The sequence below is a fragment of the Microbacterium sp. 3J1 genome (assembly GCF_001049495.1).
Classification (GTDB): Bacteria; Actinomycetota; Actinomycetes; order Actinomycetales; family Microbacteriaceae; genus Microbacterium.
On sequence record NZ_CDWI01000011.1, the window covers coordinates 803,672 to 829,510 of the forward strand.

Genomic DNA, 25,839 nt, shown 5'->3' on the forward strand with positions numbered 1-25,839 from the left:
CACTGTGGCACGAGTGCAACAGGAGATCCGCATGACTTCCCCCCTGCCTACCCGGCGATGCCGAGTCATCGACCCGGATGCCGCGATGGACGAGATCCGCGCGTTCCTCTCCGGCCTCGAAGCCGAGGGCGAGCGGCCGTGGTGCGAGGTCTGGTACCCCGCGCCGGAGCACCTCAGCGCCGCCGATTGGTCGGACTGGGAGGCGCGCCAGGGCGAAACGTACGACGCCGTCGAGCTCCTCGACGGGGAGATCGTCACCCTTCCGTCGTACGCCGAGCTGACCGGGGGTGCGTGATGCCGGTCTTCTGGCCGAACGGCTCCCTGTCGATGCCGACTCCGACCTCTGAGTTCAACGCCGCGCGGAAGAACCCGGTGACCGGGATCGTCCAGCCGCACAACGGCATCGACCTCGTCGGCTGGGCGGACGTCTGTTCACCGGTCGACGGGACGGTCACCTTCGCCGGTTACAACGGCGGCGCAGGTAATGAGGTGCGGATCCGCGCCGACGGCCCGACCGCCTTCCACGTCGGCGACGTCTTCCGCCTCATGCACCACGCGCGCCTCTACGTCCGCACGGGCGACCGGGTCACCGCGCGTCAGCCGGTCGGACGGATGGGCACGACCGGCAACTCAACCGGCGTGCACTGCCACTTCGAGACACACGAGTTCCGTCTCGGGAACCCGATCAACCCTCGCGACTTCATGCGTCGCGCCAACGCGAGTCCCGCCTCCGGTGGCGGGGGAATCGAGATCGTCATGGACAAGGAAACGTTCATCGCCTACCTGTGGGAGTTCTTCAAGTACCGCTCCCGCGACGGCGGCAACGAGGGCACGTGGGAGAAGGGCCCCACCATCTTCGAGCGCCTCAACGGCGCGCTCGATTCTCTCGGCAAGCTCGCGAAGCTGGTCAACCCGACTGACGAGTCCACGGATGCCAAGACGGGCGCCGGCGGATGGTTCCCCTTCCGGAACGCGATGTCGCGGTGGCTGATCTACCACTCCCGCATCGACGGCCCGGACGGCAAGGGAGCCACGATCCACGAGCGCCTCAACCAGCTCGACGGCAAGCTCGACAAGCTCGTGACGGCGGTCTCCGCGATCCCTGGTGACACCGTGAGGATCAGTCTCGACGCCGCGACTCTCGCGACTGCGCTCGCGGATCCAAAGGTCGGCGCGGCACTGGCGGGACCGATCGCGAAGGCCGTGAATGACGACGCCGCGAAGCGCATGGTGAGCTGATGGACCGCCACCCGGTACCCAAGGAGAAGCGGATCTTCCTCGAGGCGATCATCCGGATCATCGACATCATCGCCTACTCGATCATCGTGATCGGCGGCGGCTACGCCTTGTTCTTCACGCCTGATAGCGTGCAGCGCGAGTTGTCCGCCGCGGACTGGCTCGTGCCCATGTGGGCGGCCTTCCTTCTCATCGGAGGCGGCCTCGGCATGGTGGGCCGCATCTCCAGGATCTGGGTGCTCGAACCACCGGCGCTCGTCGCGGCGATCTTCGGCGCCGCGATCTACTTCGTCGTGCTCGGCGGGACGCTATTCCAGTCGGTGACCGCGGGCGTCGCAGCCGCGTTCATGCTGTACGCGACGATCCAGATGTTCCGCCGCTACATCGAGCTGCAGATCTTCGGCACCGATCCGAACGTGCATGGCTTCGCCGACCGCATGGCTGAGGCACTACGGAGGCGAACGGGCAACGTCGCTCCCCGAGAGGAGTAGGCGTGGAGAAGGCCAGCCTCGTCACCATCATCGTCGCCGTCCTCGGCGCCGGCGGCCTTGGGGCGTTCGCCCGAGAGATCGCCGACATCGTCTCGAAGGTTCGCCGCGGCGTCTCCACACGGGAGTCGAACCGCAAGAACGACATCATCGGCCAGCGCGACGCCGCCGTGGAACGCGCGAACGCTGAGCAGGCGCGGGCCGACAACGAACGGACGCTGCGCATCGCCTGGCAGGGATACGCCGGGATGCTCGCATTCCGCCTCCGCTCAAGCGGCATAGCACCCGACACCCTTCCGGACGACCTGGAAGACACCCTCAAGCCCAAGAAGACCTAGGAGGTCACCGTCATGCATCTCTCCCTTCTCACGAACCGCGCCTGGTGGCGCAGCGCAGGCCTGCGCGCCCTGTACACCGCTATCGCGATCGGGCTGCCGTACGTCGGTGGCGCGCTCATTGCAGACATCGCGTGGCTTACCGCGGCATCCGCGGCTCTGCTGGGCTTCCTCGCATCGCTCGCGACCTCGCTGGCGGGTCTCCCGGAGACGGAGGGCGTCAACCTGCCGTGGTGGCTCGCTGCCGTCGAGCGCGTCGTGAAGACCTTCGCGCAGGCCCTCGCCGCTGGCTTCCTCGGAGCAACGCTCCTCGCCGACGTCGCTTGGTCGACGGTCTTGCAGGCCGCGATCATCGCCGCATTCACCTCGCTGCTGCGCCTGATCCTCGCCACCCTCCCGAACGACCCGACTCCCACCGTCGTGCTCGCTCAAGTGGACGACGGAAGTTGGCGGCTGCCGGAAGAAACCGTCGGTGTCGACGTCGAGCAGGTCGCGGATCTCGCCACTCAGGAGCGCTACCCGCTGCGCCGAGACCGTCAGATCGACTAATGGCGACGTTCACCTACACCGGCACCTTGACCGACATCGGTCTCGGCGACCTGGACGGGTGGCTCCCCGAGATGACCGTCCGCCCGAAGGTCTCGGCCTTCGGACCAGACGGGCTGGTGTCCGATGTGCGCGTGGCCGTCGCCCTCACCGGGGACACGTTCTCGATGAATCTCACCCCGTCCGCAGAGCTCACCGCGGCCGCAACCCGCACGCCGAACGTCCTCTACGTCATCGAGGTCGGCCGGTACGAGCTCGCCGACGACCTCGTCAAGATCTGGCACGGGACCGAGGCGTGGGAGTTCACGGCGGTCGTCGGCGGCGGCAGCATCGGCGAGATGCCCGGCGTCACACCCGAGTCGCTCGTCCCCTTCGGCTTCGGCCCACCCGATCCGGACATGCCCGGTCTCTACTACGACGCAGACACCGGGATGATGTACGGCCAAACAGGAGGTAACTGACATGCCGATGATGCCGATAGGGAAGCCGCAGCTCGCGTCCGACGTGACCACAGCCGGGGTAATTAGCGCGCCTGGCTCCGCGGCCGGCGCCGCGGTCGATGCGCGCTTCCAGGGCGTCGCAGCTGAGATCATCGGGGCGGACCCGACCCTCGCCGCAGCCGCGGCGCTCAAGGTGGAGGAGTACGCGCCCGCGGCCGTGGCCTCGGCGCTATCCTCGGTCCTCACGCAGGGCGTCATGGCGGTGTCGTACGGCGACTCGATCACGCAAGTCGGCGGCTACCAGCCGTACGTCACCGCCCGTCTCACCCTCGCCGCGTACGTGAACCGCGGCGTCTCCGGACGGTCGATGGCGGACGGCACCGCGAACGGCGCGGGCACGGTGACCACGGTCCTCGCCAACAACGATCACGCCGCGTACGGGCTGGTGACGATCGCGGCGGGCACGAACGACTTCCGCCTGAACGTGCCCCTGGGGACGCTCGGCACGTGGGCGACGACACCGCTCGATCGCAACACGTTCTTCGGCGCGTACCGGACTGCGATCGACCACGTCCTCGCTCAGAATCCGCGGGCGCGGATCGTGCTGTGCACGCCGCTCAAGCGGAACAACGCCGGCTACACGGACGAGTCGACGAACACCGCCGGGCACAAGCTCCGCGACTACGCCCAGGCCGTCCGAGACATCGCCACGATGTACGGGCTGCCGATCTGCGATTGGTACGCCGACTCGGGGTTCAGCGAGCGCACCCTGGCCGCGCTGACCCTCGACGGCCTACACCCGAACGACGCGGGGAACGCCCGACTCGGACGATTCATGGGGGACTACCTCGCCTCCATCCTCGGCATCGTCCCGCCGAAGGTGCTCGTCTCCGACACGTTCACGCGCGGGAACGCCACGACACTCGGGAACGCAGAGTCCGGGCAGCCGTGGTTGCTGCAGACGACGACCTCGGCGACCTGGGGCATCACGGACGGGCGCGCGCACCAGATCGCGGGAACCACAGGGTTCTGCTCTGTCGACAGCGGCGCGAACGACGTGCGCGTGCGCTCGACACTGGGTGCCGTCCCGACGAGCGCGGGCGTCGGCGGCATCGCCGCCTGGGTCGGCGACGGCAGCAACGGCCTGTACCTCGTCGCCACCGCGACGTCATACGTCTTCGGCCGACGCTCCGCCGGAGTGAACACGAATCTGCAGACCCTGAACACCGCCCCGCAGGCCGGAGACGTGCTTGAGATCGTGACCGTCGGCACCGTGGTCCGGGCGCTCGTGAACGGTGTCCTCATCATCGAGCACCCGAACCTGACCGCCCCGGCGCCGACCACCAAGGTCGGCTTCTACGGATCAAATCCGACCGGCGGCCCTCGGTTCGACGACATCACCGTCTACGGACTCGCAGCCTGACTTCCCCCGCACCGCCACGGACCCCCACTCGCCCAGGGCGGGTGGGGGTCTTTCGCGTGTCAGCGGTCGCTCGGGTAGAGAGTGTCCTCCGCTGAGCCAACGCCCGCCGCGCATGCAATTCCATTTGCTCCGATCATGAGGCCACTATGCTCAGGGCGTGAAGAGAAAGACCGCCAACTACCGATACGTGCATTTTGATTCCGCCACCATCAAGCGGGCGGTGAGCGAGATGCAAGACATTGGCCGCGCGGAGCTGAAGGCGGTCGGTTCGACGCAGTTCACGGAGCCAGTACTCACCTTCAACATGATGTCTGTCGCTCGCTACGACGAGGAGTGGACATTCGATTCGATCGACGAGTTCCTCGCGGATCTGACGAAGGCTGGCGGTGACCCTATCTTCGAGGGCGCGACTGTATGGGTCGACTCAGCGCCGCCGCTTGCGGGAGACGGATCTGTGTTCCTCAGACTCAACCAATATCCCGAGTATGCCAAGGTCCAGGTGGAGGCTCACGAGCGGGCGTACATCGAGCGTGTGCACTCGATCTTCGGAGAAGCCGCCGCAACTCTGCGGAAGGAGCCGCCGGCGGTTCCCGAGCCTCCGACAGTCAGACCACGGATCTTCATCGGGCACGGGGGGGCGAGCACGGCATGGCACGACCTCCTGCATCATCTGAATCAGCAGCACGGGCTTGAGGTCATTGCCTACGAGACGGGGAGTCGAGCCGGGCACAGTATCCGCGACATTCTCGAGGACATGCTCGCAGAGTCGACCTTCGCGATCCTCGTGATGAGCAAGGAAGATGAGCAGGTCGCTATCGAGGGAGAGAAGCCCCGGTTCCGCGCGCGGCAGAACGTCGTTCACGAGGCTGGGCTGTTCCAGGGGCGTCTCGGATTCTCGCGCGCGATCATCGTGAAGGAGGACGACGTCGAGATGCTCTCCAACGTTGAGGGCGTGCAGTACGTTCCGTTCACCTCTCACATCCGCGAAACGTACGGCGAGGTGCTCGCCGCGATCCGCCGCGAGTTCGGCGCGTTCTAAGCCGATCGCACGGAGAGCACCTGCCAGCCGTCAGGCACCCTCGCCTCAAGCGCGGCCATGTCGTCGGCTTCTATCTCGCGGATCCCGTCGACGCGGCGAAACGTGCCAGTTGCTTCCATCTTCGCCTCACCCTTCAGCATCCGGACCGGGGACGACACAAGATCGAAGCCGGGTTGCCGCTGCGCGGCGAGTTGCTCGGCCACGTCCTCGAGTGTCGTCCCGATGACGTCGGCGGTGGCGGTCTCACGGGGGCGGATCATGGCGACGAGCATGGCCCCAGCTTACGAGCGGTGACGGATGCCGAGCGGCGGCGTCGAGTGATCTTTCAGCGATCGCCGGTGCGCGCCGAGAGCGAGCCACGGGTCGAGTCCGGGGAGCTCACGCAGCGCGGTGCACAGGACGCGCGTGTAGTCGTCCTCGAAGAACCCGACCCACGTCCCTACCGACTCGGTGAGAATGTCGACTCGGTCGCCGGCCGCGGCGTATAACTCGGCGATCACCGGTTCCGGATTCTTCGTGTACCGGTTGCGGGAGCAGATCGCGTCGAGATGGATGGTGAGCATCGTCTCGCGGGAGAGTCTGGTCATGGCCGGTATGTTCCTTCCTCCGGCCGAGAGGAATCGATTCTACGTGAGCGCGCTGACGTCGAGGAGTCGGTGTCGGTGGTTCACGGCAGGATCGGAACCGTGACGCCTGAACGACTCCTCGCCTTTGAAGCCGCCCATCCGACACATTCGCCCGCTCGTGACGAGCTGATCCGCCGCGAGCTTGGCATCACGCCGATCCGGTACGCCGTGCTGCTGATACGCGCGGCCGAGTCCGTCGACGGGATCGCCGCTCAGCCGATCACCGCGCGCCTCGTGCGCGAGCGGGCGCAATGGCGTGCAGAGGTCCGGGAGCGGCGGACGCGGCTGGCGGCGTGACCTGGGCGCGTGCCCACATTTTGCCCACGCCTCCGCCCACCAGGCGCCGGAAGCCGCCGTCACTTACCAACGCTTTCGCCGCGTTATTCCGCGGCCGCGACGTTCTGATGCGGGTCGAGGCATAGTTCGATTCCCCCCAGCTCCACCAGGTCGCTGTCACAAGCAAAGAGGCCCGCCTCCCTATAATCACGAGGGAGGCGGGCCTTTGCGTGTGTGTGAGCTTTTTCTGCACCGTCGTCACGTCGGCACCGTCGCCGCCGGTATGTTGGTCACGAGGAGCCCGATGGGCACCAGGGGAGGCATCGCATGTCGACGACCACCGCCCGCACGGAGTCCGGATGGATTCGCTTCTGGAACCAGGGCACCTGGTGGAAGGCGGTGCTCCTCGTCGTCGTCTACTGGCTCGTCTACCAGGGGATCGCTCTCATCACGAGTACCGTCTTCGCCAGTTCGATCGACACGTCGGACCTGTTCGGGACGCCGCAGAGCATCTTCGTCGCGATGGCGCTCCCGATCCTTCTGGCGGGTCTTCTGCTGGTGCTGTTCATGCGGTCGGTCGGATGGCTCGGTGACTCCTTCGCGCGGCAGCCGCGCTCGGCACGGCCGTGGATGTGGGTGGCGGTCGTGCTGGTGCTCATCCCGAACGCCATGCGACTGTTCGGCACGGAATGGTCGCAGTGGACGATCACGCAGGTTCTGACGATCCTGTTCCTCGGCCTCTGCATCGGGTTCGCAGAAGAGCTGCTGACCCGTGGCGCGGTGGTCACGATGCTTCGCCGCGGCGGATACGGTCAGCGCGCGGTGATGGTGCTGTCTGCGTTCCTCTTCGCGATCCTGCACTCCGGCAACGCCATCACGGGCGAGGGGGGAGCGGCCGTCATCTTCACGGTCGTCTACACCTTCGGGTTCGGTGTGCTGATGTACCTCTCGATGGTGGTCACCGGTCGTCTGATCTGGGCGATCCTCCTGCACGCCTCCACCGACCCGACCACGATGCTCGTCATCAGCGGCGTCGACGGGCACGGACACACTGTCGGACACCCGGACGGTCTCGTCTCCATCGCGGGACTGTTCAACTTCGTGTACGTCGCGTTCGCGGTCCTCGCCATCTTCCTCGTGAAGAAGCACAGCGACGCGAAGAACGTCTCATCCGGGTCCCACTGAAGCACTCACCCGCGTCGCGTGATAAGGATGACCGTGGAGGCGTGCAGGTAGTCGTCCCGCACGACACCGTCCTCGACGCCGTTCGGGTGACGGTGCCATCGCCTGTCTCGAGGTCAGTCCGAGGGCACCCTCACCGGTAAGGTGCCGACCGAAGGCGAGTTCTGCGGGGCCGAGGTCAGCGCCGTGACGGCAGAGCATCCAGTGCCTGCTGCGCCTTCTGGACAGCCTTCTCCGTCTCGCCGAGGGTCTTTGTCGCGTCCGTACGTCGGTTGTCCGCCTGCTCCGCGTCAGCTCGCGCGCGCTCCGTGTCCCGGCGCACTCCCGCGAGCTCGGCCTCGAGCTCTGCGGCGCGTGTCTCGAGCTCTCGGATGCGCGTACGCGACTCTGTCGCGGAGCGCTCGGCGCTCGTGACATCCCGCGTCGCGCGATCGTGCGCCGCTTCGGCGTCGCGCAGGGCGCGTTCGGCCTCTCGGCGTCGTCTGCGCGCCGCCACCTCGTCCGCCGGCTGTGCGGGGGCCGGCGCGGCATCCGGTGCTCCGCCTGCGACCAGGGTGTCGGCGATGTCGGAGAACGTCCCCGCGGGCTCAAGCTCTCGTACCAGACGTCCGGATGCGACGGCGGCCGCGGCCGTCTGGTCGAAGAAGGCGGCGGCGATGGTCTGCGTCACCGCCTCGAGAGTCGACGCCGTGACGGTCTCGCCGCGGGCTTTCGCCAGCTCCGCCGCGGCGGAGGCGAGCCTGCGCGTGAGGGCACGGCGATCGCGGCCGAGCTGTGCCAGAGCTCGAGCATCGAGGTCCGCCTGCGCCTCTCTGAGCTCCTCAGCCAGGTGCAGCGCCTCGCCGAGCTGAGAGGCGCGCTCCCGCGCGAACACATTCACCACCCACGCTGCGACCGAGGGCTTGCGCAGAGCGCGGATGCTCGCGGCGAGTTCCGCGTCGGATGTCTCCTTGGCGCGGGCATTCCGCGCGGCGACGAACTCGCCGAGGGGCGCGGTGTACAGCTCCGCGGCGATGCCCTCGAGAGTGGTGTCCCCGCTCATGCGAGCGACACTACACCGCGACGTGGGCGAGAGCCGCGACGCATCGTGGGCCGATCAGCTCGTCCATTCGATGAGGATGAGCCCCTGACGGGTGTCGGCGAACTTCACCCAGCCATCGCCGAACAGGTAGGTCATGCCATAGCCGTCCTCGTCGGTGCCCATCGCGAACTGCGGATTCTCGGTGATGTAGATCCCGTCGGGACCGTCCTCGCGCGTCCAGCCCTCACCGAGGAGCGAGCTCTGTGCCTGCGTCGCGTCCTCCGCACTGATCTCAGACCACCCGTACAGCTGGCCGTGGTCGGAGGCGACGGTGTAGTCCGCCCAGAAGCACAGCAGACCTTGTTCGAGGGTCACGTCGCCGATGACAAACGGCTGCTCCTCGAAGGTCCATCCCTCGTCGGTCAGCGCCTTCACCGTACCTGCGGAGACGATCGTGTCGCAGGTGGGTTCGGTCTGCGACGTAGCCGGTGCCGCGGTCTCGATCGGCGTCGCCGTGATCGTCGGCGTCGGCCGGGGAGCGTCGGGCGTGGGGGATGCCGATTCGTCCGGGGCACCTGCGCAGGAGGCGAGTACGAGGGCGAGCATGAGCGCGCCGGCGGCGGCTGTGGTGGTGCGGAGGGTCATCGCTGGCCTTCGTCTGGGTGTCAGTCGTGCAGGAGCTCGAGGAAGGCGTCGTGGAGGATGCCGTTGGTGGCGAGTGTCGAACGGTCGGAGATCGTCTCTTGGCCACTGAAACCGGTCATCCGGCCGCCGGCTTCGCGGACGATGGGCACGGCCGCGGCGACGTCGTACTCCTTGACGTCGAACTCGGCCACCATGTCGATGCGCCCCTCGGCGAGCAGCATGTACGCGTAGACGTCGCCGTAGGCCCGGTCACGCCAGACGCGGTCCGCGAGGGTCAGCAGCTGCTCGAGGTGGCCGGAGCGTGCCCACTGCGCGATGCTCTGGAAGCTCACGCTCGCATCGTCCAACGAGGAGACCGCAGACGTCCGGAGACGCCGCGGCCCGGCATCCGTCGCCGTCCACGCACCGGCTCCTGCCGATGCCCACCAGCGTCTCCCGAGGGCGGGCATGCTCACCACGCCGACCTGAGGGACGCCGTCGATCGCGAGCGCGATCATGGTGCCCCACAGCGGCACGCCCCGGAGGAAGTTCGCGGTGCCGTCGATCGGGTCGATGATCCACTGCCGTTCGGTGCTTCCCTCCGCGCCGAACTCCTCACCGAAGATGCCGTCGTCCGGACGCTCGGCCGCCAGCAGCTCGCGGATGGCGCGTTCGGTGGCGAGATCGGCGTCGGTGACGTGCGAGCGGTCGGGCTTGGTGGAGATCTGCAGGTCGGAACTGTCGAACCGCGGCAGCGACTGCGCATCGGCCAGGTCGGCCAGCCGGAGGGCGAGTTCGAGGTCGCGCGAATGGTCGTCGTCGCGAGGGGAGGCGGCGCTGGGGGAGGCGGTCACCCTCTCAGGATAACCGCCCCGCGGCGCGCGCCCGTGAGCGCCGACTCACGGCGACACGCGCGGACGGATGGAAGAAGTCGCCCCGATTTCCACTCGCGGCTGTCGGCTGGTAATGTAATTCCTCGGCCGGGGGATTCCCGGGCCACGCACCTCTAGCTCAATCGGCAGAGCAACTGACTCTTAATCAGTGGGTTCTCGGTTCAAGTCCGAGGGGGTGCACGGAACAGCCTCGATGACTCTCGCCAGTCCTCGGGGCTTTTCTGCATCCAGGAGGCATTCCCCGCTCCGCACGTGTGCGCTAGCGTGTTGCCAACGCGAGGGGGACGGCGATGCGGGATGGGTTGAGACTGTACGTCGCGGGTGCGGTGGCCCTCCTCGGCCTGTGCTTGAGCGGTTGCGCCGCCGCCGCCGAGCAGCGCGTCGATCACACGACATCGTCGGTCTCCCTCACCCCCGGGGAGGCACTCGTGGTCGACTTCGGCACGATCAATCCGACGGTCGGCGACGCCTGGGTGATCACCCGGGAGCCCGACCCCGAGGTCCTCGGACCGGGGGAGGAGCGCTCGCGCTATCTGGGGCAGGACGGCGAGGCCGGCGCGCCGAGCGAGGTGTCCTACAGATTCCCACCGGCAGGGCAGGGCACCACCGTGATCCAGTTCGAGTATCAGTTCCGCGGCGAGGCCCCGGATGATGCGGAGGATCGCCAGCGCGCGGAGATCACGGTCACCGTGAAGTGAGGGTCAGACCACGGCGATGACCCGACCGCCGGTGAGACCGCGGAGAGACGAGAAGGTCAGCGGCATGACGGTGTGCGGATGTCCCGCCGCTGCCCAGATCTCGGCGTGGGTCTCCAGCGCCTCGTCGATGTAGGTGGGGAGCGGCGCGGGATGCCCGACGGGAGCCACGCCGCCGATCGCCTGTCCGGTCGCTGCGCGGACGACCGCTGCCGGCGCCATGACGACGATGCGCGCGCCGATCTGTCTGGCCACGGCATCGAGGTCGGCGCGGTGCCCGCCGCTCGTGAGCACCAGCACCGGGGAGTCGTCGGCGAGGAAGACGAGGCTGTTCGCGATGGCCGTCACATCGCATCCGATCGCGGCTGCGGCTTCGGGGGCTGTGCGCGCCGAGTCGGGGAGGACCCGGATCTCCGTATGGATCCCCGCCGCGCGAAGGTGCTGCTCGACGATCCGGCTGCGTTCGGGAAGGGCGTCCATCCGCCCACCGTATCGAAGCCGGGATGCGTTCCGTCAGGCGGCACGTCCGGTCACGCCGCGTCCCCGAGCAGGATCGCCTGAGCGTCTTCGGCGGCCGCATCCTCCGGCTCGTCGTCGATGTGGGCCAGGACCCCTCGCCCGAGGAGGACCGTGAGCGCCGACAGGAGGACCGCTACCGCTGCGACGAGGTACGGCACCGTGGCATCGAAAGCGTGCCAGAGGGCCGCGGCGAGCGGCGGCGCCATCGCTCCGCCGAGGAAGCGCACGGAGGAGTATGCAGAAGAGGCGACGGAACGGGGGAGATCCGTGGCCTCCATCACGGCCTCCGTGAGGACGGTGTTCATGATGCCGAGCAGCAGACCGCCGATGACGATGCACGCCACGAGCGCTGCGGCGGAGGAGACGACGAGTCCTGCGACCACGAGGTCGACGGCGAGCAGAGGCAGCACGACGAGGATCACGCGCGTCCGTGGCATCCTGCGCATGAGGAACGGCGCGACCCAGACGCTCGTGACGGCGAGAGCGACGCCCCACCCGAAGAACGTGAAGCCGATGCCCATGGCGCCGAAGCCGAGCGGGAACGGCGAGAAGGCGAGCAGGATGAAGAAGCCGATGTTGTAGAAGAGCGCGGCGATGGCGAGGACCGCGAGCGCCGGACGGCCGAGGGCCTTGAACGGGGCGGAGAAGGGCACAGGGGTGCGCGTCTCTTCCGGGCCGCGGAGCAGGAGGAGGACGGCGAGGAACGCGATCGCCATGAGCACGACCACGCCGAAGAACGGGGCGCGCCAGCTCTGCTCCCCGAGGATGCCGCCGAGAAGCGGGCCGATCGCGATCCCGAGTCCCAACGCGGCCTCGTAGAGAACGATCGCCGCTGCGCTGCCGCCCGACGCCGCACCGACGATGGTGGCCAGCGCCGTGGAGATGAACAGCGCGTTGCCCAGGCCCCACCCGGCACGGAAACCGATGACCGCGTCGACGCTGCCGCTCAGGGCGCAGAGCAGGGCGAAGACGACGATGAGTGCCAGACCGATCAGCAGCGTCCGCTTGGCGCCGATGCGGCTGGAGATCCAGCTCGTGACGAGCATGGCGAGGCCGGTGACCGCGAGGTAGCTCGTGAAGAGCAGCTCGGTCTCGAACGGGCTGGCCTGCAGTGACTCCGCGATGGCGGGGAGGATCGGGTCGACCAGGCCGATGCCCATGAATGCGACGACGCACGCGAAGGCGACGGCCCAGACCTGTGCGGGCTGCTTCCACACTGAGGGGGCGGGGGTGTTCACCGTGTTTCTCCTGTCGGGTCGTTCGTGGTGTGCGCGGCGAGGATCTCCGCGGCGCGAGTGAGGATGCGCCAGTCGTCGTCGTCCACGTCGACGAAGCGCGGCGCGAGCGTGTCTCGGAACTCGGAGCGCCACGCCGTGAGAGCAGCGGCGCCGGCGTCGGTGATGTCCACCGCGATGGCGCGCGAATCCTCGGGTACGGGGGAGCGCTGGACCAGACCGTCCCGCTCGAGGTGACCGATGAGCCTGGTCATGCCGGGCTGAGTGGTGCGGGCGGCCGAGGCCAGCTCGCCCACGCGCTTCGGCCCGGTCTGCTCGAGCAGGCTGAGCACCCGCCATTGGGCGGCGGGAGCGTCGTTTCCGGCGTCCTGTGCGGCGATACGGCCGAGCGCGTACCCGGAGAGCACGAGCGACGGGATGACATCCTGACGATTCATATCACCAAGTATATACCCGGTGGTATGAATATGAACGATCGGTCAGCGTCGGGTCGCGGCGATCCGTGCAGAGAGCTGATGCGCATGCGCAAGCAGCGTGCGGCCGAGATCGGCGATGCGGTCGGGGCCGAAGCGGAAGCCGACACCGGTCAGGCTCAGTGCCCATTCGGGTCGTCCCGCGCGATCGAACACCGCCGCGCCGAGGCCCCAGCTCCCTTCCACGATGAGCCCGGGATTGACGGCGTAGCCACGCGCCTTCGTCTCGGCGATGCGCGTGCGGAGCGACGGCTCGGCATGCGAGCGCCCCCAGTCCTGCGGCAGCTCGGGGTGTCGGGCGAGATACGCATCCACATCGTGGTCAGGAAGGAACGAGAGGATGGCGAGTCCCGCGCTGGCGACGCCGAGAGGGAACCGCACGCCCTCGCTGAGGACGAAGGATCGGATCGGGAACGCCCCCTCCTCGCGCAGCAGGCAGACGGTCTCGTCCGCTCTGCGCACCGAGAGGAACGCGCTCTCCTCCGTCGTGACCGCGAGAGACCGCACGATGTCCCGAGCGAGCGTGGTGACGTCGTATCGAGCCGCCGCCACGGACCCCATGAGGAAGAGCTCAGGGCCCGGAGTCCATCGCGCGCTCTGCTCGTCGCGATCCACCAGGCCCTCGACCCGGAGAGCAGAGAGCAGTCTGTGGACGGTGGACCGCGTCAGCCCGGATGATCGGGTCAGATCCTGTACGGTGGCGCCCTGCGCGCCGCTCGCGCTCACCAGACGAAGAAGAGCAGCGGCGCGCGCGATGGCCTGCGCACCGGGCACGGATCGAGACTGGTTGTCCATGATGTGGACGCTACGGGGAGCGGGGACCACATCGCAAGCACCGTCTTCGTGAAGTGACGGGTGATGACGGATGCTGGGAGAGCGCACGTCTTCGAAGGAGCACACGTGATCGACAAACAGTGGGCATCGGCGGCTGAGGCCGTGGCCGACATCTCGGACGGATCGTCCCTGGCCGTGGGCGGGTTCGGGCTGTCCGGCAACCCGATCGCCCTCATAGAAGCGCTGCTCGCGCAGGGGACGAGCGACCTCAGCGTCGTGAGCAACAACTGCGGCGTCGACGACTGGGGGCTCGGGATCCTGCTGGCCGCGCACCGCATCCGCAAGATGACATCTTCATACGTGGGGGAGAACAAGGAGTTCGAGCGACAGTTCCTCTCCGGCGAGCTCGAGCTCGAGCTCACCCCGCAGGGCACGCTCGCCGAGAAGCTCCGTGCCGGCGGATCGGGGATCGCGGCGTTCTTCACACAGACGGGAGTCGGCACGCAGGTGGCGGAGGGCGGCCTCCCGCGCCGATACGCCGAGGACGGCACGATCGCGGTCGCTTCCCCCGTCAAGGACGTGCGGACCTTCGACGTCGACGGGACGCCGCGGGAGTACGTCCTCGAGGAGGCGATCACGACCGACTACGCCATGGTGCACGCGCTCGTGGGGGATCGGCACGGCAACCTGATCTTCAACAAGGCGGCGAGGAACTTCAATCCACTCGCGGCCATGGCGGGACGCGTCTGCATCGCACAGGTCGAGCAACTCGTGGAGCCTGGCGAGCTCGACCCCGACCGGGTGCACCTGCCCGGCGTCTTCGTGCACCGGATCGTCGAGGTGGGTGCAGACATCCCCAAACGGATCGAGCGGCGCACCGTCGCCGCGGAAGGAGCCTGACGTGGCGCTCACGAGAGACGAGATGGCGGCGCGCGCCGCCGCCGAGCTGCAGGACGGCTCGTACGTGAACCTCGGGATTGGATTGCCGACACTCGTGCCGAATCACGTCCCGCACGGTGTGACGGTCGTGCTGCAGTCGGAGAACGGCATCCTCGGCGTGGGTCCCTACCCGCGCGAGGACGCCGTCGACCCCGACCTCATCAACGCCGGCAAGGAAACGGTGACGGTCCTCCCCGGCGCTGCCTTCTTCGACTCCGCCACGAGCTTCGGCATGATCCGCGGAGGCAAGATCGACGCGGCGATCCTCGGAGCCATGCAGGTGTCGGCCACCGGTGATCTGGCCAACTGGATGATCCCGGGCAAGATGGTCAAGGGGCCCGGCGGAGCGATGGACCTGGTGCACGGCGCAGCCCGCGTGATCGTGCTCATGGAGCATGTGGCGAAGGACGGCAGCGCCAAGATCGTCGACCAGTGCTCGCTGCCCCTGACGGGTCGTGCGGTCGTCGACAGGATCATCACGGACATCGCCGTGCTCGACGTCACGGAGGACGGGCTGGTGCTCGTGGAGACCGCACCCGGCGTGAGCGTCCAGCAGGTCGTGGACGCCACACAACCGCCCCTGATCATCCATGAATCCCTGAAGGACCGAAATGAATGAGGATGCCGAGATGAGCCACCACGAGACCGACCAGGACATCGTCATCGTCGCCGCCGCCCGCACGCCGCAGGGCAGACTCAAGGGTCAGCTCGCGAGCTTCACGGCGCCGCAGCTCGGCTCCTTCGCCATACGTGGAGCGCTGGAGCAGGCGTCGATCGATCCGGGCGCGGTGGACGCGGTGATCCTCGGGCAGGTTCTCGCCGCCGGCTCCGGACAGAACGCGGCGCGGCAGGCGGCGATCGGCGCGGGGATCGGCTGGGACGTCCCCGCACACTCCGTGAACAAGGTCTGCCTGTCCGGGCTGACGGCGGTCATCGACGCGGCACGCATGATCCGCACGGGCGATGCGTCGGTCGTGGTCGCCGGGGGCATGGAGTCGATGACCCGGGCACCGCATCTGCTCATGGGCTCGCGCGACGGGTGGACGTACGGCAGCGTCGAGGTCCTCGACCACATGGCCTACGACGGGCTCACCGACGCCTACGACCGCGAGAGCATGGGGGCGTCCACCGAAAGGCACAACGCGCGCTTCGAGCTGACGCGGGAGGCCCAGGACGCGGTGGCGGCCCTGTCGCACCAGCGCGCGGCCGCGGGGCGGGCCTCCGGCGTCTTCGACGATGAGATCGTCGCCGTCACGGTGCCGCAGCGGCGGGGCGAGCCGGTCGTGGTCGACGCGGACGAGGGCATCCGCCCGGACACCACGGTGGAATCGCTGGCCGGACTCCGAGCCGCCTTCGCCGAGGGCGGCTCGATCACGGCGGGCAACTCCTCGCAGATATCGGACGGGGCGTCGGCGGTCGTCGTCACGACCCGTGCCACGGCCCGGGCCGAGGGATGGGCCGTGCTCGTGACGGTGGGCGCCAGCGGGCAGACCGCGGGACCGGACAACTCCCTGCAGGCGCAACCCGCCCGTGCCATCGAACGCGCCTGCGCGAAGCAGGGCATCACGCCCGCTGATCTCGATCTCGTAGAGATCAACGAGGCCTTCGGGGCCGTCGTGGCCCGCTCGCAGACCGAACTCGGTCTCGACGCCGAGATCGTGAACGTCCACGGCGGCGGTATCGCCATCGGTCATCCGATCGGCGCCTCAGGGGCACGTCTCGTCGTCCACCTCGCGCATGAACTGTCACGACGGGGGCGCGGAGTCGGCGCCGTCGGCCTCTGCGGTGGCGGTGGTCAGGGCGAGGCGCTCATCCTCACCCGCTGACCTCACCGCTTCTTGCGCTTGAGCTCCTTGTTGAGCTGCTTCGCGTCCTTCTCCTGCTCCTTCTGCTGCTTCGCGTAGACGGGGGAGTCGTGGGCGATGGGCTTGCCCTGCTTGAGGCGGCGTGTGTCGACGATCGCGCCGACGGCCAGGGCGAGCGTGATGCCCCAGCTCGCCCACGAGAGGATCGCCCGCCACGTGAGCGGCTCGTCTCGAGACCCACGCAGAAGCGTGCGTCCCGCCGTGATCGCGCCGATGAGTCCGGTGCCGAAGAGGTAGTTCATGGCCCTCACGCTACCCGGCGTCGACGGCGCGGTGCCCCGCCTTGACAACCGGTGCGGATCCTGAAAGGTGGCTCTCGGACACCGGCGCTATCATGGGGGAGCCGCGGTTCGCCGCGGCCGCACACCCGTGTATCTACCGGCCGCCGGCTCTCCGGCGGACAGCGGCGGCACCCGACCCGCGTCGGCTGACGCGCGAGAGCCATGACACACGCAGAATCTCAGATCCAGTCCTCCTCGCCGTCGACGGACCAGCCCGGTCTGCTCCGCATCGCCGGCCTTCCCTACTTCGTGATCGCCTTCATCGCGCGACTTCCGTTCGCGATGATGGTCGTCGGCGTCCTCACCGTTGTCGTCTCCGCACGGGGCTCCCTCGCGCTCGGCGGCCTCACCTCAGCGGCGGTCGGGCTCGGCACCGCCTGCTTCGGACCTCTGCTCGGCGCCGCGGCCGACCGGTTCGGCCAGCGCGTGGTCCTGCTCATCCTCGCCCTCGCGAACGGGACGACGCTCATCCTGTTCACGCTCGTGGTCTACGGAGGGGCGGCCGACGTCCTCGTGCTGCTTGCCGCGTTCGGGATCGGCGCGACGGCTCCCCAGGTCGCGCCTATGTCGCGATCCCGGCTCGTCACGATGATCGCCGACCGCATGCCGGAGGCCGTGCGCGCGCGCACCGTCTCGGGCACGATGGCGTACGAATCCGCGGCAGACGAGACCGTGTTCGTCTTCGGACCCTTCATCGTCGGCATCCTCGCGTCCGCGCTGGCCCCCTGGGCCCCGCTGGTGGGCGCTGCCGTGCTCACCGTGGTGTTCGTCGGAGCCTTCGCCCTGCATCCGAGCGCTCGGGTCGTCTCCGCGCACCGCGACGGTGACGGTCGGGCTCCGTCCGCGGTCTCGGAGCTCTTCCAGGCGCGGCTCCTCGTCGTGGTCGTCGGCATCCTCGGCGTCGGGATGTTCTTCGGCACGATGCTCACGTCTCTCACGTCCTTCATGGCGGACCGCGGGGCATCGGAGCAGGCCGGGCTCCTCTACGGCGTCATGGGCGTAGGGTCGGCCATCCTGGCGCTCGGTGTGGCCTGGCTCCCGGTGCGCTTCTCGCTGCGTGCGCGCTGGCTCGTCTTCTCCGGCGTCCTCCTCGCCGGATCGCTGCTGCTGCTCCTCGTCGACACTCCCGCGATGATGATGGTCGCCCTGGCGATCATGGGCATCGGAATCGGCCCGACCCTCGTCACCCAGTACAGCTTCGGCGCGGCGCGGAGCCCTCTCGGCCGCTCGGCGACGGTCATGACGATGCTGGGCTCCGGCATCGTCGTGGGCCAGTCGCTCGGTGCCGCCGTCGCCGGCGAGCTCGCGGAGAACGCGAGCACAGGGACGGCGCTGATGCTTCCGATCGTCGCGGCGGCGGTAGCGTTCGCCGCTGGGCTTGTCAACTGGCGGCTGAGTGCGCGCCCCCGTCGCGTAGCCTCGGTCTGAGGCTTCTGTAGCCTGAGGAGAATCCCCACAGCACCGTCAGGAGCGCCACCCATGCCAGCCGCAGATTTCGTCGTCGTCGCCAACCGACTCCCGGTCGACCGAGTCGAAGGGCCCAACGGCGAAGAGGTCTGGCGCACCTCGCCCGGCGGACTCGTCGCCGCGCTCGAACCCATGATGCGCAGCGCCCACGGAGCATGGGTGGGATGGGCGGGGCAGCCGGACGTCGCACTCGACCCGTTCGAGATCAACGGCATCGACCTCGTCCCCGTGCCGTTGAGCGCGGAGGAGATCGCGGATTACTACGAGGGATTCGCGAACGACACGATCTGGCCGCTGTACCACGACGTGATCGCGCCTCCGCAGTACCACCGCGAGTGGTGGGACGCGTACGTCCGTGTCAACCGCCGCTTCGCCGAGGCCGCGGCGTCCGTCGCCGCCCAGGACGGCACGGTGTGGGTGCACGATTATCAGCTCCAGCTCGTCCCGCAGATGATCCGGGAGCTCCGACCGGACGTCACGATCGGATACTTCCACCACATCCCGTTCCCGCCGCACGGGCTCTATGCCCAGCTTCCCTGGCGCGACCAGGTGATCAAGGGCCTGCTCGGCGCCGACGTGATCGGCTTCCAGCGCGCTCAGGACGCGACGTACTTCCTCACCGCCGTACGCCGCCGGCTGCGGTACGAGGTGAAGGGTTCTTCCGTCACCGTGCCGACCGACGACGGAGGCAGGCGGACGGCGGTGGCCCGCGCCTTCCCGATCTCGATCGACACCACGCCTTATAAGGAGCTCGCGGCGAGTCCGGAGATCCGGGCACGGGCCGCAGAGATCAGGGCGAGCCTCGGCAACCCGAAGAAGATCCTGCTCGGCGTCGACCGCCTCGACTACACGAAGGGCATCAACCACCGTGTGAAGGCGTACGGAGAGCTGCTCGAGGACGGACGCATCGGCGTCGAGGACGTCACCCTCGTGCAGGTCGCGAGCCCGAGTCGTGAGCGCGTGGACGCCTACGTGCACCTCCGCGATGAGATCGAGCTCGCGGTCGGGCGGATCAACGGCGACCACGACACGATGGGGCACACGGCGATCCGCTACCTGCACCAGGGATACCCCCGCGAGGAGATGGTCGCGCTGTACCTCGCGGCGGACGTCATGCTCGTGACCGCCCTCCGCGACGGGATGAACCTCGTGGCGAAGGAATATGTCGCGACGCGGGCGGACAACCACGGCGTCCTGGTGCTCAGCGAGTTCACGGGCGCTGCGGACGAGCTGCGCCAGGCCGTTCTCGTGAACCCGCACGACATCGCGGGATTGAAGGACGCGATCATGAGGGCCATCGAGATGCCTCCTGCCGAGCAGTCCAGGCGGATGAGGGCGCTTCGCAGACGCGTCCTCGAGAACGACGTGAGCGCCTGGTCCGCGTCGTTCCTGCAGGCGCTCTCGGACGTCCGCCGACCGTGATCCCTGCAACGCCACCGGCCGCGAAGCCCTTCGGATCGGAGATTTCTGTGACACGCACCTGGACCCCCGGAACAGCGGATGCCGCGCTGAGCGCGATCGCTGCCACGCCTCGTCTCGTCGTCGCACTCGACTTCGACGGCACCGCGTCACCTCTCGTGCCCGACCCCATGGCTGCCCGCGCGCTCCCCGAGGTCGCCGAGCAGGTCGCGCGACTCGCCGCGCTGCGCGACACCGTGGTCGCCTACGTCTCCGGACGCAGCATGCACGATCTGCGCGTGATCACCGAGCACACCGACGATTCGCTGATCGCGCTGGCGGGTTCGCACGGGGCACAGTACTGGTACCCGGGGATCGGCGATGCCGCCGCGACCGGGCCCGACACCGACGACGCCGAGCGGGAGGCGCTGTGGGCGGCGGCCCGGCCGATCATCGATCGCTATGACGGCGCGGAGTTCGAGCCGAAGACCTTCGGCATGGGCGTGCACACGCGGACCGCGACGGCGGAGGTGGAGCGCGCGGTGTTCGCCGAGATCGACGCGCTCGTCGCCGAGCGATTCCCGCATTGGCGCCGCCGCTCGGGGCATCGCGTGCTGGAGTTCTCGTCCAGGTCCGAAGGCAAGGATGCCGCCATGTCGGCCCTGCGCGATCACTTCGCCGCCACAGGGATCCTGTTCGCCGGCGACGACGTCACCGACGAGGACGCGATGCGGGTGCTCACCGGGGACGACCTGGGGGTCCGCGTGGGCCCGGGGGAGACCGCGGCCGCGCTGCGTGTGGAGAACCCACAAGAGATGGCCCGGCTTCTGGAGGCCGTGGCGGACGAGAGGGCCTCGCGTCGGGAATAGACTCTCGTCATGTCCTCGCATGATCCCTCCCGCAGCGCGCCCATCGACATCAAGCCCCGCAGTCGCGTCGTCACCGACGGCATCGAGGCGACCACCTCACGCGGCATGCTCCGTGCCGTCGGCATGGGCGACGCGGACTGGGACAAGCCCCAGATCGGCATCGCTTCCAGCTGGAACGAGATCACACCCTGCAACCTGAGCCTCGACCGTCTCGCGCAGGGCGCGAAGGAGGGCGTGCACTCGGGCGGCGGCTACCCGCTGCAGTTCGGCACCATCTCCGTCTCCGACGGCATCTCGATGGGGCACGAGGGCATGCACTTCTCGCTCGTGTCGCGCGAGGTCATCGCCGACTCGGTCGAGACCGTGATGATGGCCGAGCGCCTCGACGGCTCGGTGCTCCTGGCGGGCTGCGACAAGTCGATCCCCGGCATGCTCATGGCGAGCGCGCGTCTCGACCTGTCGAGCGTCTTCCTCTACGCCGGTTCCATCGCGCCCGGCTGGGTCAAGCTGTCGGACGGCACCGAGAAGGACGTCACGATCATCGACTCGTTCGAGGCCGTCGGCGCCTGCCGCGCCGGTCTCATGAGCGAAGAGGACCTCAAGCGCATCGAGTGCGCGATCGCGCCCGGTGAGGGCGCCTGCGGTGGCATGTACACCGCGAACACGATGGCGTCGGTCGCCGAAGCTCTGGGTCTCAGCCTCCCGGGTTCCGCAGCACCGCCCGCGGCCGACCGCCGCCGTGACTACTTCGCCCACCGCTCCGGCGAGGCCGTGGTGAACCTGCTCCGCCAGGGCATCACGACCCGCGACATCCTCACCAAGGAGGCGTTCGAGAACGCGATCGCCCTCGCGATGGCACTCGGCGGCTCGACGAACGTCGTGCTGCACCTGCTCGCGATCGCCCGTGAGGCCGAGGTCGAGCTGAGCCTGCACGACTTCAACCGCATCGGAGACAAGGTCCCTCATGTCGCCGACATGAAGCCGTTCGGCAAGTACGTCATGAACGACGTCGACCGCCACGGTGGCATCCCGGTGATCATGAAGGCGATGCTCGACGAGGGACTGCTGCACGGCGACGCGCTCACCGTGACGGGAAAGACGCTCGCCGAGAACCTCGCGGAGCTCGACCCGCAGCCCATCGACGGCGAGGTCATCCACACGTTCGACAACCCGATCCACGCCACGGGCGGCCTGACGATCCTGCACGGGTCGCTCGCTCCCGAGGGCGCCGTCGTCAAGACGGCAGGCTTCGATGCCGCGGTGTTCGAGGGGTCGGCGCGAGTGTTCGAGCGGGAGCGCGCCGCCATGGACGCCGTGGCCAACGGCGAGATCGAGGCGGGCACCGTCATCGTCATCCGCTACGAGGGCCCGAAGGGCGGACCCGGTATGCGCGAGATGCTGGCGATCACCGCGGCCATCAAGGGCGCGGGGCTCGGAAAAGATGTACTACTCTTGACGGACGGACGATTCTCAGGCGGCACAACCGGCCTGTGCATCGGCCACATAGCACCCGAAGCGGTGGACGCAGGTCCTATCGCCTTCGTGCGCGATGGTGATCTGATACGGGTCGATATCGCAGCTCGCTCTCTCGACCTACTCGTCGACGAGGCGGAGCTCGCCTCCCGCCGTTCCGGCTGGGAGCCGCTACCCCCGCGCTATACCCGTGGCGTTCTTGCCAAGTACTCGCGTCTCGTGCGGTCCGCCGCAGAGGGCGCGACGACCGGCTGATCCGCGTCGGCCCCCGGCCCCCGGCCCCCGGCCTCCGACGTCGCCAACAGACCATCAGAAGGAGTGTCATGACTGCTGACACCGTCTCGGCTGTGCCGAGGCCGCCCGCCCCCAAGTCCGCCGCACCGGAGATCTCCGGAGCCGAGGCCGTGGTCCGCACGCTCGAGCTCCTCGGCGTCAAGGACGTCTTCGGTCTGCCCGGCGGCGCCATCCTCCCGGTCTACGACCCGCTCATGGACGCGTCCGAGCTCCGCCACATCCTGGTGAGGCATGAGCAGGGCGCAGGACACGCCGCCGAAGGGTACGCATCCTCGTCGGGCAAGGTCGGCGTCTGCATCGCGACGTCGGGCCCCGGCGCGACGAACCTCGTCACCGCGATCGCCGATGCGTACATGGATTCCGTGCCGCTGCTCGCGATCACCGGTCAGGTGTTCTCGACGCTGATGGGAACGGATGCGTTCCAGGAGGCCGACATCGTCGGCATCACGATGCCCGTGACCAAGCACTCGTTCCTCGTGAAGGACGCGTCGGAGATCCCGGGGGCGCTGGCAGCGGCGTACGAGATCGCATCGACGGGCCGCCCCGGCCCGGTGCTCGTCGACATCACGAAGGATGCGCAGCAGCAGATCGCACCCTTCGTGTGGCCGGCGAAGATCGACCTCCCCGGCTATCGCCCGGTGACCAAGGCGCACGGCAAGCAGATCCAGGCCGCAGCGGCCCTGCTCGCCGAAGCCAAGAAGCCGGTGCTCTACGTCGGCGGCGGCGTGATCCGCGGTCGGGCTTCGGCGGAGCTGCTCGCCCTCGCAGAGACGACCAACGCTCCTGTCGTGACGACGCTCATGGCGCGAGGCGCCTTCCCCGATTCGCACCAGCAGCACCTCGGCATGCCCGGGATGCACGGCACCGTCCCCGCGGTCCTGGCGCTGCAGGAGGCAGACCTCATCGTGTCGCTCGGCGCGCGGTTCGACGACCGCGTCACCGGCAAGGCCGCTCTGTTCGCGCCGCACGCGAAGGTCGTGCACGTCGACATCGACCCCGCCGAGATCTCGAAGATCCGCACGGCCGACGTGCCGATCGTGGGCGACGTGCGCGACGTGCTGGTCGATCTGGAGTCGGCCTTCCGCACCGCGGCCAGCGCCACGACGCCCGACATCGAGGAGTGGTGGTCGTACCTCGACGGTCTGCGCACGGAGTTTCCGCTCGGCTACGCGCCGACGACCGACGGCCTGCTCGCTCCGCAGTACGTGATCCAGCGCATCGGCGAGCTCACCGGCCCCGAGGGCATCTTCGCCTCGGGTGTCGGACAGCATCAGATGTGGGCCGCGCAGTTCATCAAGTACGAGCGACCGAACGCATGGCTGAACTCGGGCGGCGCCGGCACGATGGGGTACTCGGTGCCCGCGGCGATGGGTGCCAAGGTCGCCGAGCCCGACCGCGCCGTCTGGGCGATCGACGGCGACGGGTGCTTCCAGATGACCAATCAGGAGCTCGCGACCTGCACGATCAACAACATCCCGATCAAGGTCGCGATCATCAACAACTCGTCGCTGGGCATGGTGCGCCAGTGGCAGACGCTGTTCTACGACGGCCGCCACTCGAACACCGACCTGAACACCGGTCACGGCACTGTCCGCATCCCCGACTTCGTGAAGCTCGCGGAGGCATACGGCTGCCTGGCGATCCGCGTGGAGAAGGAGGAGGAGGTGGACGCGGCGATCACGCTCGCCCTCGAGACGAACGACCGCCCCGTCGTCATCGACTTCGTGGTCAGCGCGGACTCCATGGTGTGGCCGATGGTGCCGCAGGGCGTCAGCAACAGCTACGTCCAGTACGCCCGCGACCACGCGCCCGCATTCGACGAGGAGGACTGACCATGTCGACTCACGTGCTGAGCCTCCTCGTGGAGAACACCCCCGGGCTCCTGACCCGCGTCGCCGGCCTGTTCGCCCGCCGAGGATTCAACATCGACTCGCTGGCGGTGGGCGTCACCGAGGTGCCCGGCATCTCGCGGATCACCGTCGTCGTCGACCTCGACGACCTACCTCTCGAGCAGGTGACGAAGCAGCTCAACAAGCTGATCAACGTCATCAAGATCGTCGAGCTCGACTTCTCGACCTCCGTGCAGCGCGAGCACATGCTGATCAAGGTGCGCACCGACAACTCGACCCGCTCGAACGTCATCGAGGTGGTCAACCTCTTCCGCGCATCCGTCGTCGACTACGCCTCGGACGCGCTGGTGGTCGAGGTCACCGGCGATCGAGGCAAGATCGAGGCCCTGCTGCGCGCTCTCGAGCCGTTCGGCATCAAGGAGATCGCCCAGTCCGGCCTCCTCGCGATCGGACGCGGCGGCAAGAGCATCACCGAGCGCGTCCTGCGCGGCTGACGCGTTCCAGAACCCTTACAGACTTCCACGAATCACAATCAAGGAGAGAAACCAGTGAGCACCGAGATCTTCTACGACGCAGACGCCGATCTGTCCATCATCCAGGGCAAGAAGGTCGCCATCGTCGGCTACGGCTCGCAGGGCCACGCGCACGCGCAGAACCTTCGCGACTCGGGCGTCGAGGTCGCGATCGCCCTCAAGGAGGGCTCGAAGTCGGCGGCCAAGGCCGAAGAGGCCGGCTTCCCCGTCAAGACCGTCGCGGACGCGACCGAGTGGGCCGACCTCATCATGATCCTGGCGCCGGACCAGCACCAGCGCACGATCTACAGCGAGTCGATCGCCCCGAAGCTGACCGCAGGCAAGACCCTCGCCTTCGCGCACGGCTTCAACATCCGCTTCGGGTACATCGACGCTCCCGAGGGTGTGGACGTCATCCTCGTCGCGCCCAAGGCCCCGGGCCACACCGTGCGTCGCGAGTTCGTCGCAGGTCGCGGCATCCCGGACATCATCGCGGTCGAGCAGGATGCATCGGGCAACGCCTGGGCTACCGCGCTGTCGTACGCCAAGGCGATCGGCGGCACCCGCGCCGGCGTCATCAAGACGACCTTCACCGAGGAGACCGAGACCGACCTGTTCGGCGAGCAGGCCGTGCTCTGCGGCGGCGTCAGCCACCTCGTGCAGGCCGGCTTCGAGACGCTCACCGAGGCGGGTTACCAGCCGCAGATCGCGTACTTCGAGGTCCTGCACGAGCTGAAGCTCATCGTCGACCTCATGTGGGAGGGCGGCATCGCCAAGCAGCGCTGGTCGATCTCCGACACGGCCGAGTTCGGCGACTACGTCTCGGGCCCGCGCGTCATCGACGAGCGCGTCAAGGAGAGCATGCAGGGCGTGCTCGCCGACATCCAGTCGGGTGCCTTCGCGAAGCGCTTCATCGAGGACCAGGACAACGGTGCCGAGGAGTTCCTCGCGCTCCGCGCCAAGGAGGAGACGCACCCCATCGAGGCGACCGGCAAGGAGCTCCGCGCTCTCTTCGCCTGGAAGCAGCAGGACGAGGACTACGTCGACGGCAGCGCCGCGCGCTGAT

Annotated in this window: 30 protein-coding genes, 1 tRNA gene and 1 pseudogene; 22 read left to right on the forward strand and 10 right to left on the reverse strand. The window is 68.3% G+C overall.

All coding sequences use genetic code 11. The features are described 5' to 3' along the window. Positions 1-31: 31 nt before the first annotated feature. The 8 genes from BN2660_RS16645 to BN2660_RS12885 all read left to right on the forward strand — a co-directional run bounded on the left by BN2660_RS16645 (position 32) and on the right by BN2660_RS12885 (position 5,507). A complete protein-coding gene (locus BN2660_RS16645; RefSeq protein ID WP_176697190.1) occupies positions 32-295 on the forward strand; it encodes a hypothetical protein in 264 nt (87 codons plus the stop codon). Further along, a complete protein-coding gene (locus BN2660_RS12855; protein WP_176697191.1) occupies positions 295-1,239 on the forward strand; it encodes a M23 family metallopeptidase in 945 nt (314 codons plus the stop codon). The genes BN2660_RS16645 and BN2660_RS12855 overlap by 1 nt, the downstream gene beginning before the upstream one ends. Beyond that, positions 1,239-1,727 (forward strand): hypothetical protein, encoded by a 489-nt coding sequence (locus tag BN2660_RS12860; RefSeq protein WP_091232664.1) that lies wholly within the window; start codon positions 1,239-1,241, stop codon positions 1,725-1,727. The genes BN2660_RS12855 and BN2660_RS12860 overlap by 1 nt, the downstream gene beginning before the upstream one ends. Positions 1,728-1,729: 2 nt before the next feature. Then, a complete protein-coding gene (locus tag BN2660_RS12865; RefSeq protein ID WP_091232667.1) occupies positions 1,730-2,062 on the forward strand; it encodes a hypothetical protein in 333 nt (110 codons plus the stop codon). A 12-nt stretch (positions 2,063-2,074) separates the two neighbouring features. Beyond that, positions 2,075-2,608, forward strand: a complete 534-nt coding sequence (locus tag BN2660_RS12870) for a holin (protein WP_091232669.1) — start codon at positions 2,075-2,077, stop codon at positions 2,606-2,608. Next, the gene (locus tag BN2660_RS12875) at positions 2,608-3,066 is read left to right on the forward strand and encodes a hypothetical protein (RefSeq protein ID WP_091232671.1); all 459 of its coding nucleotides are present in this window, start codon (positions 2,608-2,610) and stop codon (positions 3,064-3,066) included. Before BN2660_RS12870 ends, BN2660_RS12875 begins: the two co-directional genes overlap by 1 nt. Before the next feature lies 1 nt (position 3,067). Then, positions 3,068-4,468, forward strand: a complete 1,401-nt coding sequence (locus BN2660_RS12880) for an SGNH/GDSL hydrolase family protein (protein ID WP_091232674.1) — start codon at positions 3,068-3,070, stop codon at positions 4,466-4,468. Between the two features lie 157 nt (positions 4,469-4,625). Continuing rightward, positions 4,626-5,507, forward strand: coding sequence for a TIR domain-containing protein (locus BN2660_RS12885; RefSeq protein WP_091232677.1), 882 nt, complete (start codon positions 4,626-4,628; stop codon positions 5,505-5,507). On the opposite strand, the gene BN2660_RS12890 is transcribed toward BN2660_RS12885, so the two are convergent. Together BN2660_RS12890 and BN2660_RS12895 are read right to left on the reverse strand one after the other, a co-directional pair. Continuing rightward, positions 5,504-5,779, reverse strand: a complete 276-nt coding sequence (locus BN2660_RS12890; RefSeq protein ID WP_091232681.1) for a hypothetical protein — start codon at positions 5,777-5,779, stop codon at positions 5,504-5,506. The genes BN2660_RS12885 and BN2660_RS12890 overlap by 4 nt on opposite strands. A gap of 9 nt (positions 5,780-5,788) precedes the next feature. Next, positions 5,789-6,094 (reverse strand): hypothetical protein, encoded by a 306-nt coding sequence (locus BN2660_RS12895; protein WP_141651298.1) that lies wholly within the window; start codon positions 6,092-6,094, stop codon positions 5,789-5,791. A gap of 99 nt (positions 6,095-6,193) precedes the next feature. Here BN2660_RS12895 and BN2660_RS16650 point away from each other — a divergent pair, with 99 nt between their 5' ends. Then, positions 6,194-6,430, forward strand: a complete 237-nt coding sequence (locus BN2660_RS16650) for a DUF3263 domain-containing protein (RefSeq protein ID WP_176697192.1) — start codon at positions 6,194-6,196, stop codon at positions 6,428-6,430. Between the two features lie 306 nt (positions 6,431-6,736). Then, positions 6,737-7,594 (forward strand): CPBP family intramembrane glutamic endopeptidase, encoded by an 858-nt coding sequence (locus BN2660_RS12905; protein WP_091232691.1) that lies wholly within the window; start codon positions 6,737-6,739, stop codon positions 7,592-7,594. A 175-nt stretch (positions 7,595-7,769) separates the two neighbouring features. Here BN2660_RS12905 and BN2660_RS12910 read toward each other — a convergent pair whose 3' ends face one another. Genes BN2660_RS12910 through hisN form a run of 3 tightly spaced genes read right to left on the reverse strand, consistent with a single transcriptional unit; the run spans position 7,770 to position 10,090 of the window. After that, complete coding sequence (locus tag BN2660_RS12910; protein ID WP_091232694.1) at positions 7,770-8,633, reverse strand: hypothetical protein; 864 nt, start codon at positions 8,631-8,633, stop codon at positions 7,770-7,772. Positions 8,634-8,687: 54 nt separating this feature from the next. Beyond that, a complete protein-coding gene (locus BN2660_RS12915; protein ID WP_091232698.1) occupies positions 8,688-9,257 on the reverse strand; it encodes a hypothetical protein in 570 nt (189 codons plus the stop codon). 20 nt (positions 9,258-9,277) lie between these two features. Then, positions 9,278-10,090, reverse strand: a complete 813-nt coding sequence (hisN, locus tag BN2660_RS12920) for a histidinol-phosphatase (protein WP_091232701.1) — start codon at positions 10,088-10,090, stop codon at positions 9,278-9,280. Between the two features lie 146 nt (positions 10,091-10,236). Here hisN and BN2660_RS12925 point away from each other — a divergent pair. Further along, positions 10,237-10,309: transfer RNA gene (locus tag BN2660_RS12925), tRNA-Lys, on the forward strand. 110 nt (positions 10,310-10,419) lie between these two features. Then, on the forward strand, positions 10,420-10,827 hold the full coding sequence (locus BN2660_RS12930) for a protease inhibitor I42 family protein (protein WP_141651299.1): 408 nt from the start codon (positions 10,420-10,422) through the stop codon (positions 10,825-10,827). A gap of 3 nt (positions 10,828-10,830) precedes the next feature. On the opposite strand, the gene BN2660_RS12935 is transcribed toward BN2660_RS12930, so the two are convergent. The 4 genes from BN2660_RS12935 to BN2660_RS12950 are packed head-to-tail and all read right to left on the reverse strand — an operon-like array spanning position 10,831 to position 13,846. Continuing rightward, positions 10,831-11,304, reverse strand: coding sequence for a YbaK/EbsC family protein (locus BN2660_RS12935; RefSeq protein WP_091232707.1), 474 nt, complete (start codon positions 11,302-11,304; stop codon positions 10,831-10,833). 50 nt (positions 11,305-11,354) lie between these two features. Beyond that, positions 11,355-12,581, reverse strand: a complete 1,227-nt coding sequence (locus BN2660_RS12940; RefSeq protein ID WP_091232710.1) for an MFS transporter — start codon at positions 12,579-12,581, stop codon at positions 11,355-11,357. Then, a complete protein-coding gene (locus BN2660_RS12945; RefSeq protein WP_091232714.1) occupies positions 12,578-13,015 on the reverse strand; it encodes a MarR family winged helix-turn-helix transcriptional regulator in 438 nt (145 codons plus the stop codon). The genes BN2660_RS12940 and BN2660_RS12945 overlap by 4 nt, the downstream gene beginning before the upstream one ends. 42 nt (positions 13,016-13,057) lie before the next feature. Then, positions 13,058-13,846, reverse strand: a complete 789-nt coding sequence (locus BN2660_RS12950) for an IclR family transcriptional regulator (RefSeq protein ID WP_091232717.1) — start codon at positions 13,844-13,846, stop codon at positions 13,058-13,060. A 105-nt stretch (positions 13,847-13,951) separates the two neighbouring features. On the opposite strand from BN2660_RS12950, the gene BN2660_RS12955 reads away from it, so the two are divergent. From BN2660_RS12955 to BN2660_RS12965, 3 genes are read left to right on the forward strand one after another with little or no spacing between them, the layout of a single operon-like run. After that, entirely contained in the window at positions 13,952-14,725 is a 774-nt protein-coding gene (locus BN2660_RS12955; RefSeq protein ID WP_091232721.1) for a CoA transferase subunit A, read from the forward strand. A gap of 1 nt (position 14,726) precedes the next feature. Continuing rightward, positions 14,727-15,383, forward strand: coding sequence for a 3-oxoacid CoA-transferase subunit B (locus BN2660_RS12960; protein ID WP_176697193.1), 657 nt, complete (start codon positions 14,727-14,729; stop codon positions 15,381-15,383). Between the two features lie 10 nt (positions 15,384-15,393). Continuing rightward, on the forward strand, positions 15,394-16,590 hold the full coding sequence (locus BN2660_RS12965; RefSeq protein WP_091232724.1) for an acetyl-CoA C-acetyltransferase: 1,197 nt from the start codon (positions 15,394-15,396) through the stop codon (positions 16,588-16,590). A 2-nt stretch (positions 16,591-16,592) separates the two neighbouring features. Here the strand turns inward: BN2660_RS12965 and BN2660_RS12970 are convergent, their stop codons facing one another. Continuing rightward, positions 16,593-16,871 carry a hypothetical protein gene (locus BN2660_RS12970; protein WP_091232727.1) on the reverse strand — a complete coding sequence of 93 codons (279 nt, stop codon included), beginning with the start codon at positions 16,869-16,871 and terminating at the stop codon, positions 16,593-16,595. A 201-nt stretch (positions 16,872-17,072) separates the two neighbouring features. On the opposite strand from BN2660_RS12970, the gene BN2660_RS12975 reads away from it, so the two are divergent. The 7 genes and pseudogenes from BN2660_RS12975 to ilvC form a co-directional block, all read left to right on the forward strand. After that, complete coding sequence (locus tag BN2660_RS12975) at positions 17,073-18,338, forward strand: MFS transporter (RefSeq protein WP_091232730.1); 1,266 nt, start codon at positions 17,073-17,075, stop codon at positions 18,336-18,338. Between the two features lie 51 nt (positions 18,339-18,389). Further along, positions 18,390-19,799, forward strand: a complete 1,410-nt coding sequence (locus tag BN2660_RS12980) for an alpha,alpha-trehalose-phosphate synthase (UDP-forming) (RefSeq protein WP_091232734.1) — start codon at positions 18,390-18,392, stop codon at positions 19,797-19,799. Positions 19,800-19,846: 47 nt separating this feature from the next. Continuing rightward, positions 19,847-20,644, forward strand: coding sequence for a trehalose-phosphatase (gene otsB / locus BN2660_RS12985; RefSeq protein WP_091232735.1), 798 nt, complete (start codon positions 19,847-19,849; stop codon positions 20,642-20,644). Between the two features lie 9 nt (positions 20,645-20,653). Continuing rightward, positions 20,654-22,372, forward strand: a complete 1,719-nt coding sequence (ilvD, locus tag BN2660_RS12990) for a dihydroxy-acid dehydratase (protein WP_091232738.1) — start codon at positions 20,654-20,656, stop codon at positions 22,370-22,372. A gap of 68 nt (positions 22,373-22,440) precedes the next feature. Then, entirely contained in the window at positions 22,441-24,243 is a 1,803-nt protein-coding gene (locus tag BN2660_RS12995) for an acetolactate synthase large subunit (protein WP_091232742.1), read from the forward strand. Between the two features lie 2 nt (positions 24,244-24,245). Next, complete coding sequence (ilvN, locus tag BN2660_RS13000) at positions 24,246-24,755, forward strand: acetolactate synthase small subunit (RefSeq protein ID WP_091232745.1); 510 nt, start codon at positions 24,246-24,248, stop codon at positions 24,753-24,755. 12 nt (positions 24,756-24,767) lie between these two features. Then, a pseudogene (ilvC, locus tag BN2660_RS13005) lies at positions 24,768-25,838 on the forward strand (ketol-acid reductoisomerase); the annotation flags it as partial. Position 25,839: the final 1 nt, after the last annotated feature.

Excerpts from the sequence above, each read along its gene's own strand:
- BN2660_RS12910 (WP_091232694.1), bottom strand. The coding sequence starts at position 8,633 with ATGAGCGGGGACACCACTCTCGAGGGCATCGCCGCGGAGCTGTACACC.
- BN2660_RS12975 (WP_091232730.1), top strand. The coding sequence starts at position 17,073 with ATGACACACGCAGAATCTCAGATCCAGTCCTCCTCGCCGTCGACGGAC.
- BN2660_RS12945 (WP_091232714.1), bottom strand. The coding sequence starts at position 13,015 with ATGAATCGTCAGGATGTCATCCCGTCGCTCGTGCTCTCCGGGTACGCG.
- BN2660_RS12890 (WP_091232681.1), bottom strand. The coding sequence starts at position 5,779 with ATGCTCGTCGCCATGATCCGCCCCCGTGAGACCGCCACCGCCGACGTC.
- BN2660_RS12995 (WP_091232742.1), top strand. The coding sequence starts at position 22,441 with ATGACTGCTGACACCGTCTCGGCTGTGCCGAGGCCGCCCGCCCCCAAG.
- BN2660_RS12880 (WP_091232674.1), top strand. The coding sequence starts at position 3,068 with ATGCCGATGATGCCGATAGGGAAGCCGCAGCTCGCGTCCGACGTGACC.
- BN2660_RS12915 (WP_091232698.1), bottom strand. The coding sequence starts at position 9,257 with ATGACCCTCCGCACCACCACAGCCGCCGCCGGCGCGCTCATGCTCGCC.
- ilvD (WP_091232738.1), top strand. The coding sequence starts at position 20,654 with ATGTCCTCGCATGATCCCTCCCGCAGCGCGCCCATCGACATCAAGCCC.
- BN2660_RS12935 (WP_091232707.1), bottom strand. The coding sequence starts at position 11,304 with ATGGACGCCCTTCCCGAACGCAGCCGGATCGTCGAGCAGCACCTTCGC.
- BN2660_RS12895 (WP_141651298.1), bottom strand. The coding sequence starts at position 6,094 with ATGACCAGACTCTCCCGCGAGACGATGCTCACCATCCATCTCGACGCG.
- BN2660_RS16645 (WP_176697190.1), top strand. The coding sequence starts at position 32 with ATGACTTCCCCCCTGCCTACCCGGCGATGCCGAGTCATCGACCCGGAT.
- BN2660_RS12875 (WP_091232671.1), top strand. The coding sequence starts at position 2,608 with ATGGCGACGTTCACCTACACCGGCACCTTGACCGACATCGGTCTCGGC.
- BN2660_RS12965 (WP_091232724.1), top strand. The coding sequence starts at position 15,394 with ATGAGCCACCACGAGACCGACCAGGACATCGTCATCGTCGCCGCCGCC.
- BN2660_RS12930 (WP_141651299.1), top strand. The coding sequence starts at position 10,420 with ATGCGGGATGGGTTGAGACTGTACGTCGCGGGTGCGGTGGCCCTCCTC.
- BN2660_RS12860 (WP_091232664.1), top strand. The coding sequence starts at position 1,239 with ATGGACCGCCACCCGGTACCCAAGGAGAAGCGGATCTTCCTCGAGGCG.
- BN2660_RS12870 (WP_091232669.1), top strand. The coding sequence starts at position 2,075 with ATGCATCTCTCCCTTCTCACGAACCGCGCCTGGTGGCGCAGCGCAGGC.
- BN2660_RS12980 (WP_091232734.1), top strand. The coding sequence starts at position 18,390 with ATGCCAGCCGCAGATTTCGTCGTCGTCGCCAACCGACTCCCGGTCGAC.
- BN2660_RS12905 (WP_091232691.1), top strand. The coding sequence starts at position 6,737 with ATGTCGACGACCACCGCCCGCACGGAGTCCGGATGGATTCGCTTCTGG.
- ilvN (WP_091232745.1), top strand. The coding sequence starts at position 24,246 with ATGTCGACTCACGTGCTGAGCCTCCTCGTGGAGAACACCCCCGGGCTC.
- BN2660_RS12950 (WP_091232717.1), bottom strand. The coding sequence starts at position 13,846 with ATGGACAACCAGTCTCGATCCGTGCCCGGTGCGCAGGCCATCGCGCGC.
- BN2660_RS12855 (WP_176697191.1), top strand. The coding sequence starts at position 295 with ATGCCGGTCTTCTGGCCGAACGGCTCCCTGTCGATGCCGACTCCGACC.
- BN2660_RS12970 (WP_091232727.1), bottom strand. The coding sequence starts at position 16,871 with ATGAACTACCTCTTCGGCACCGGACTCATCGGCGCGATCACGGCGGGA.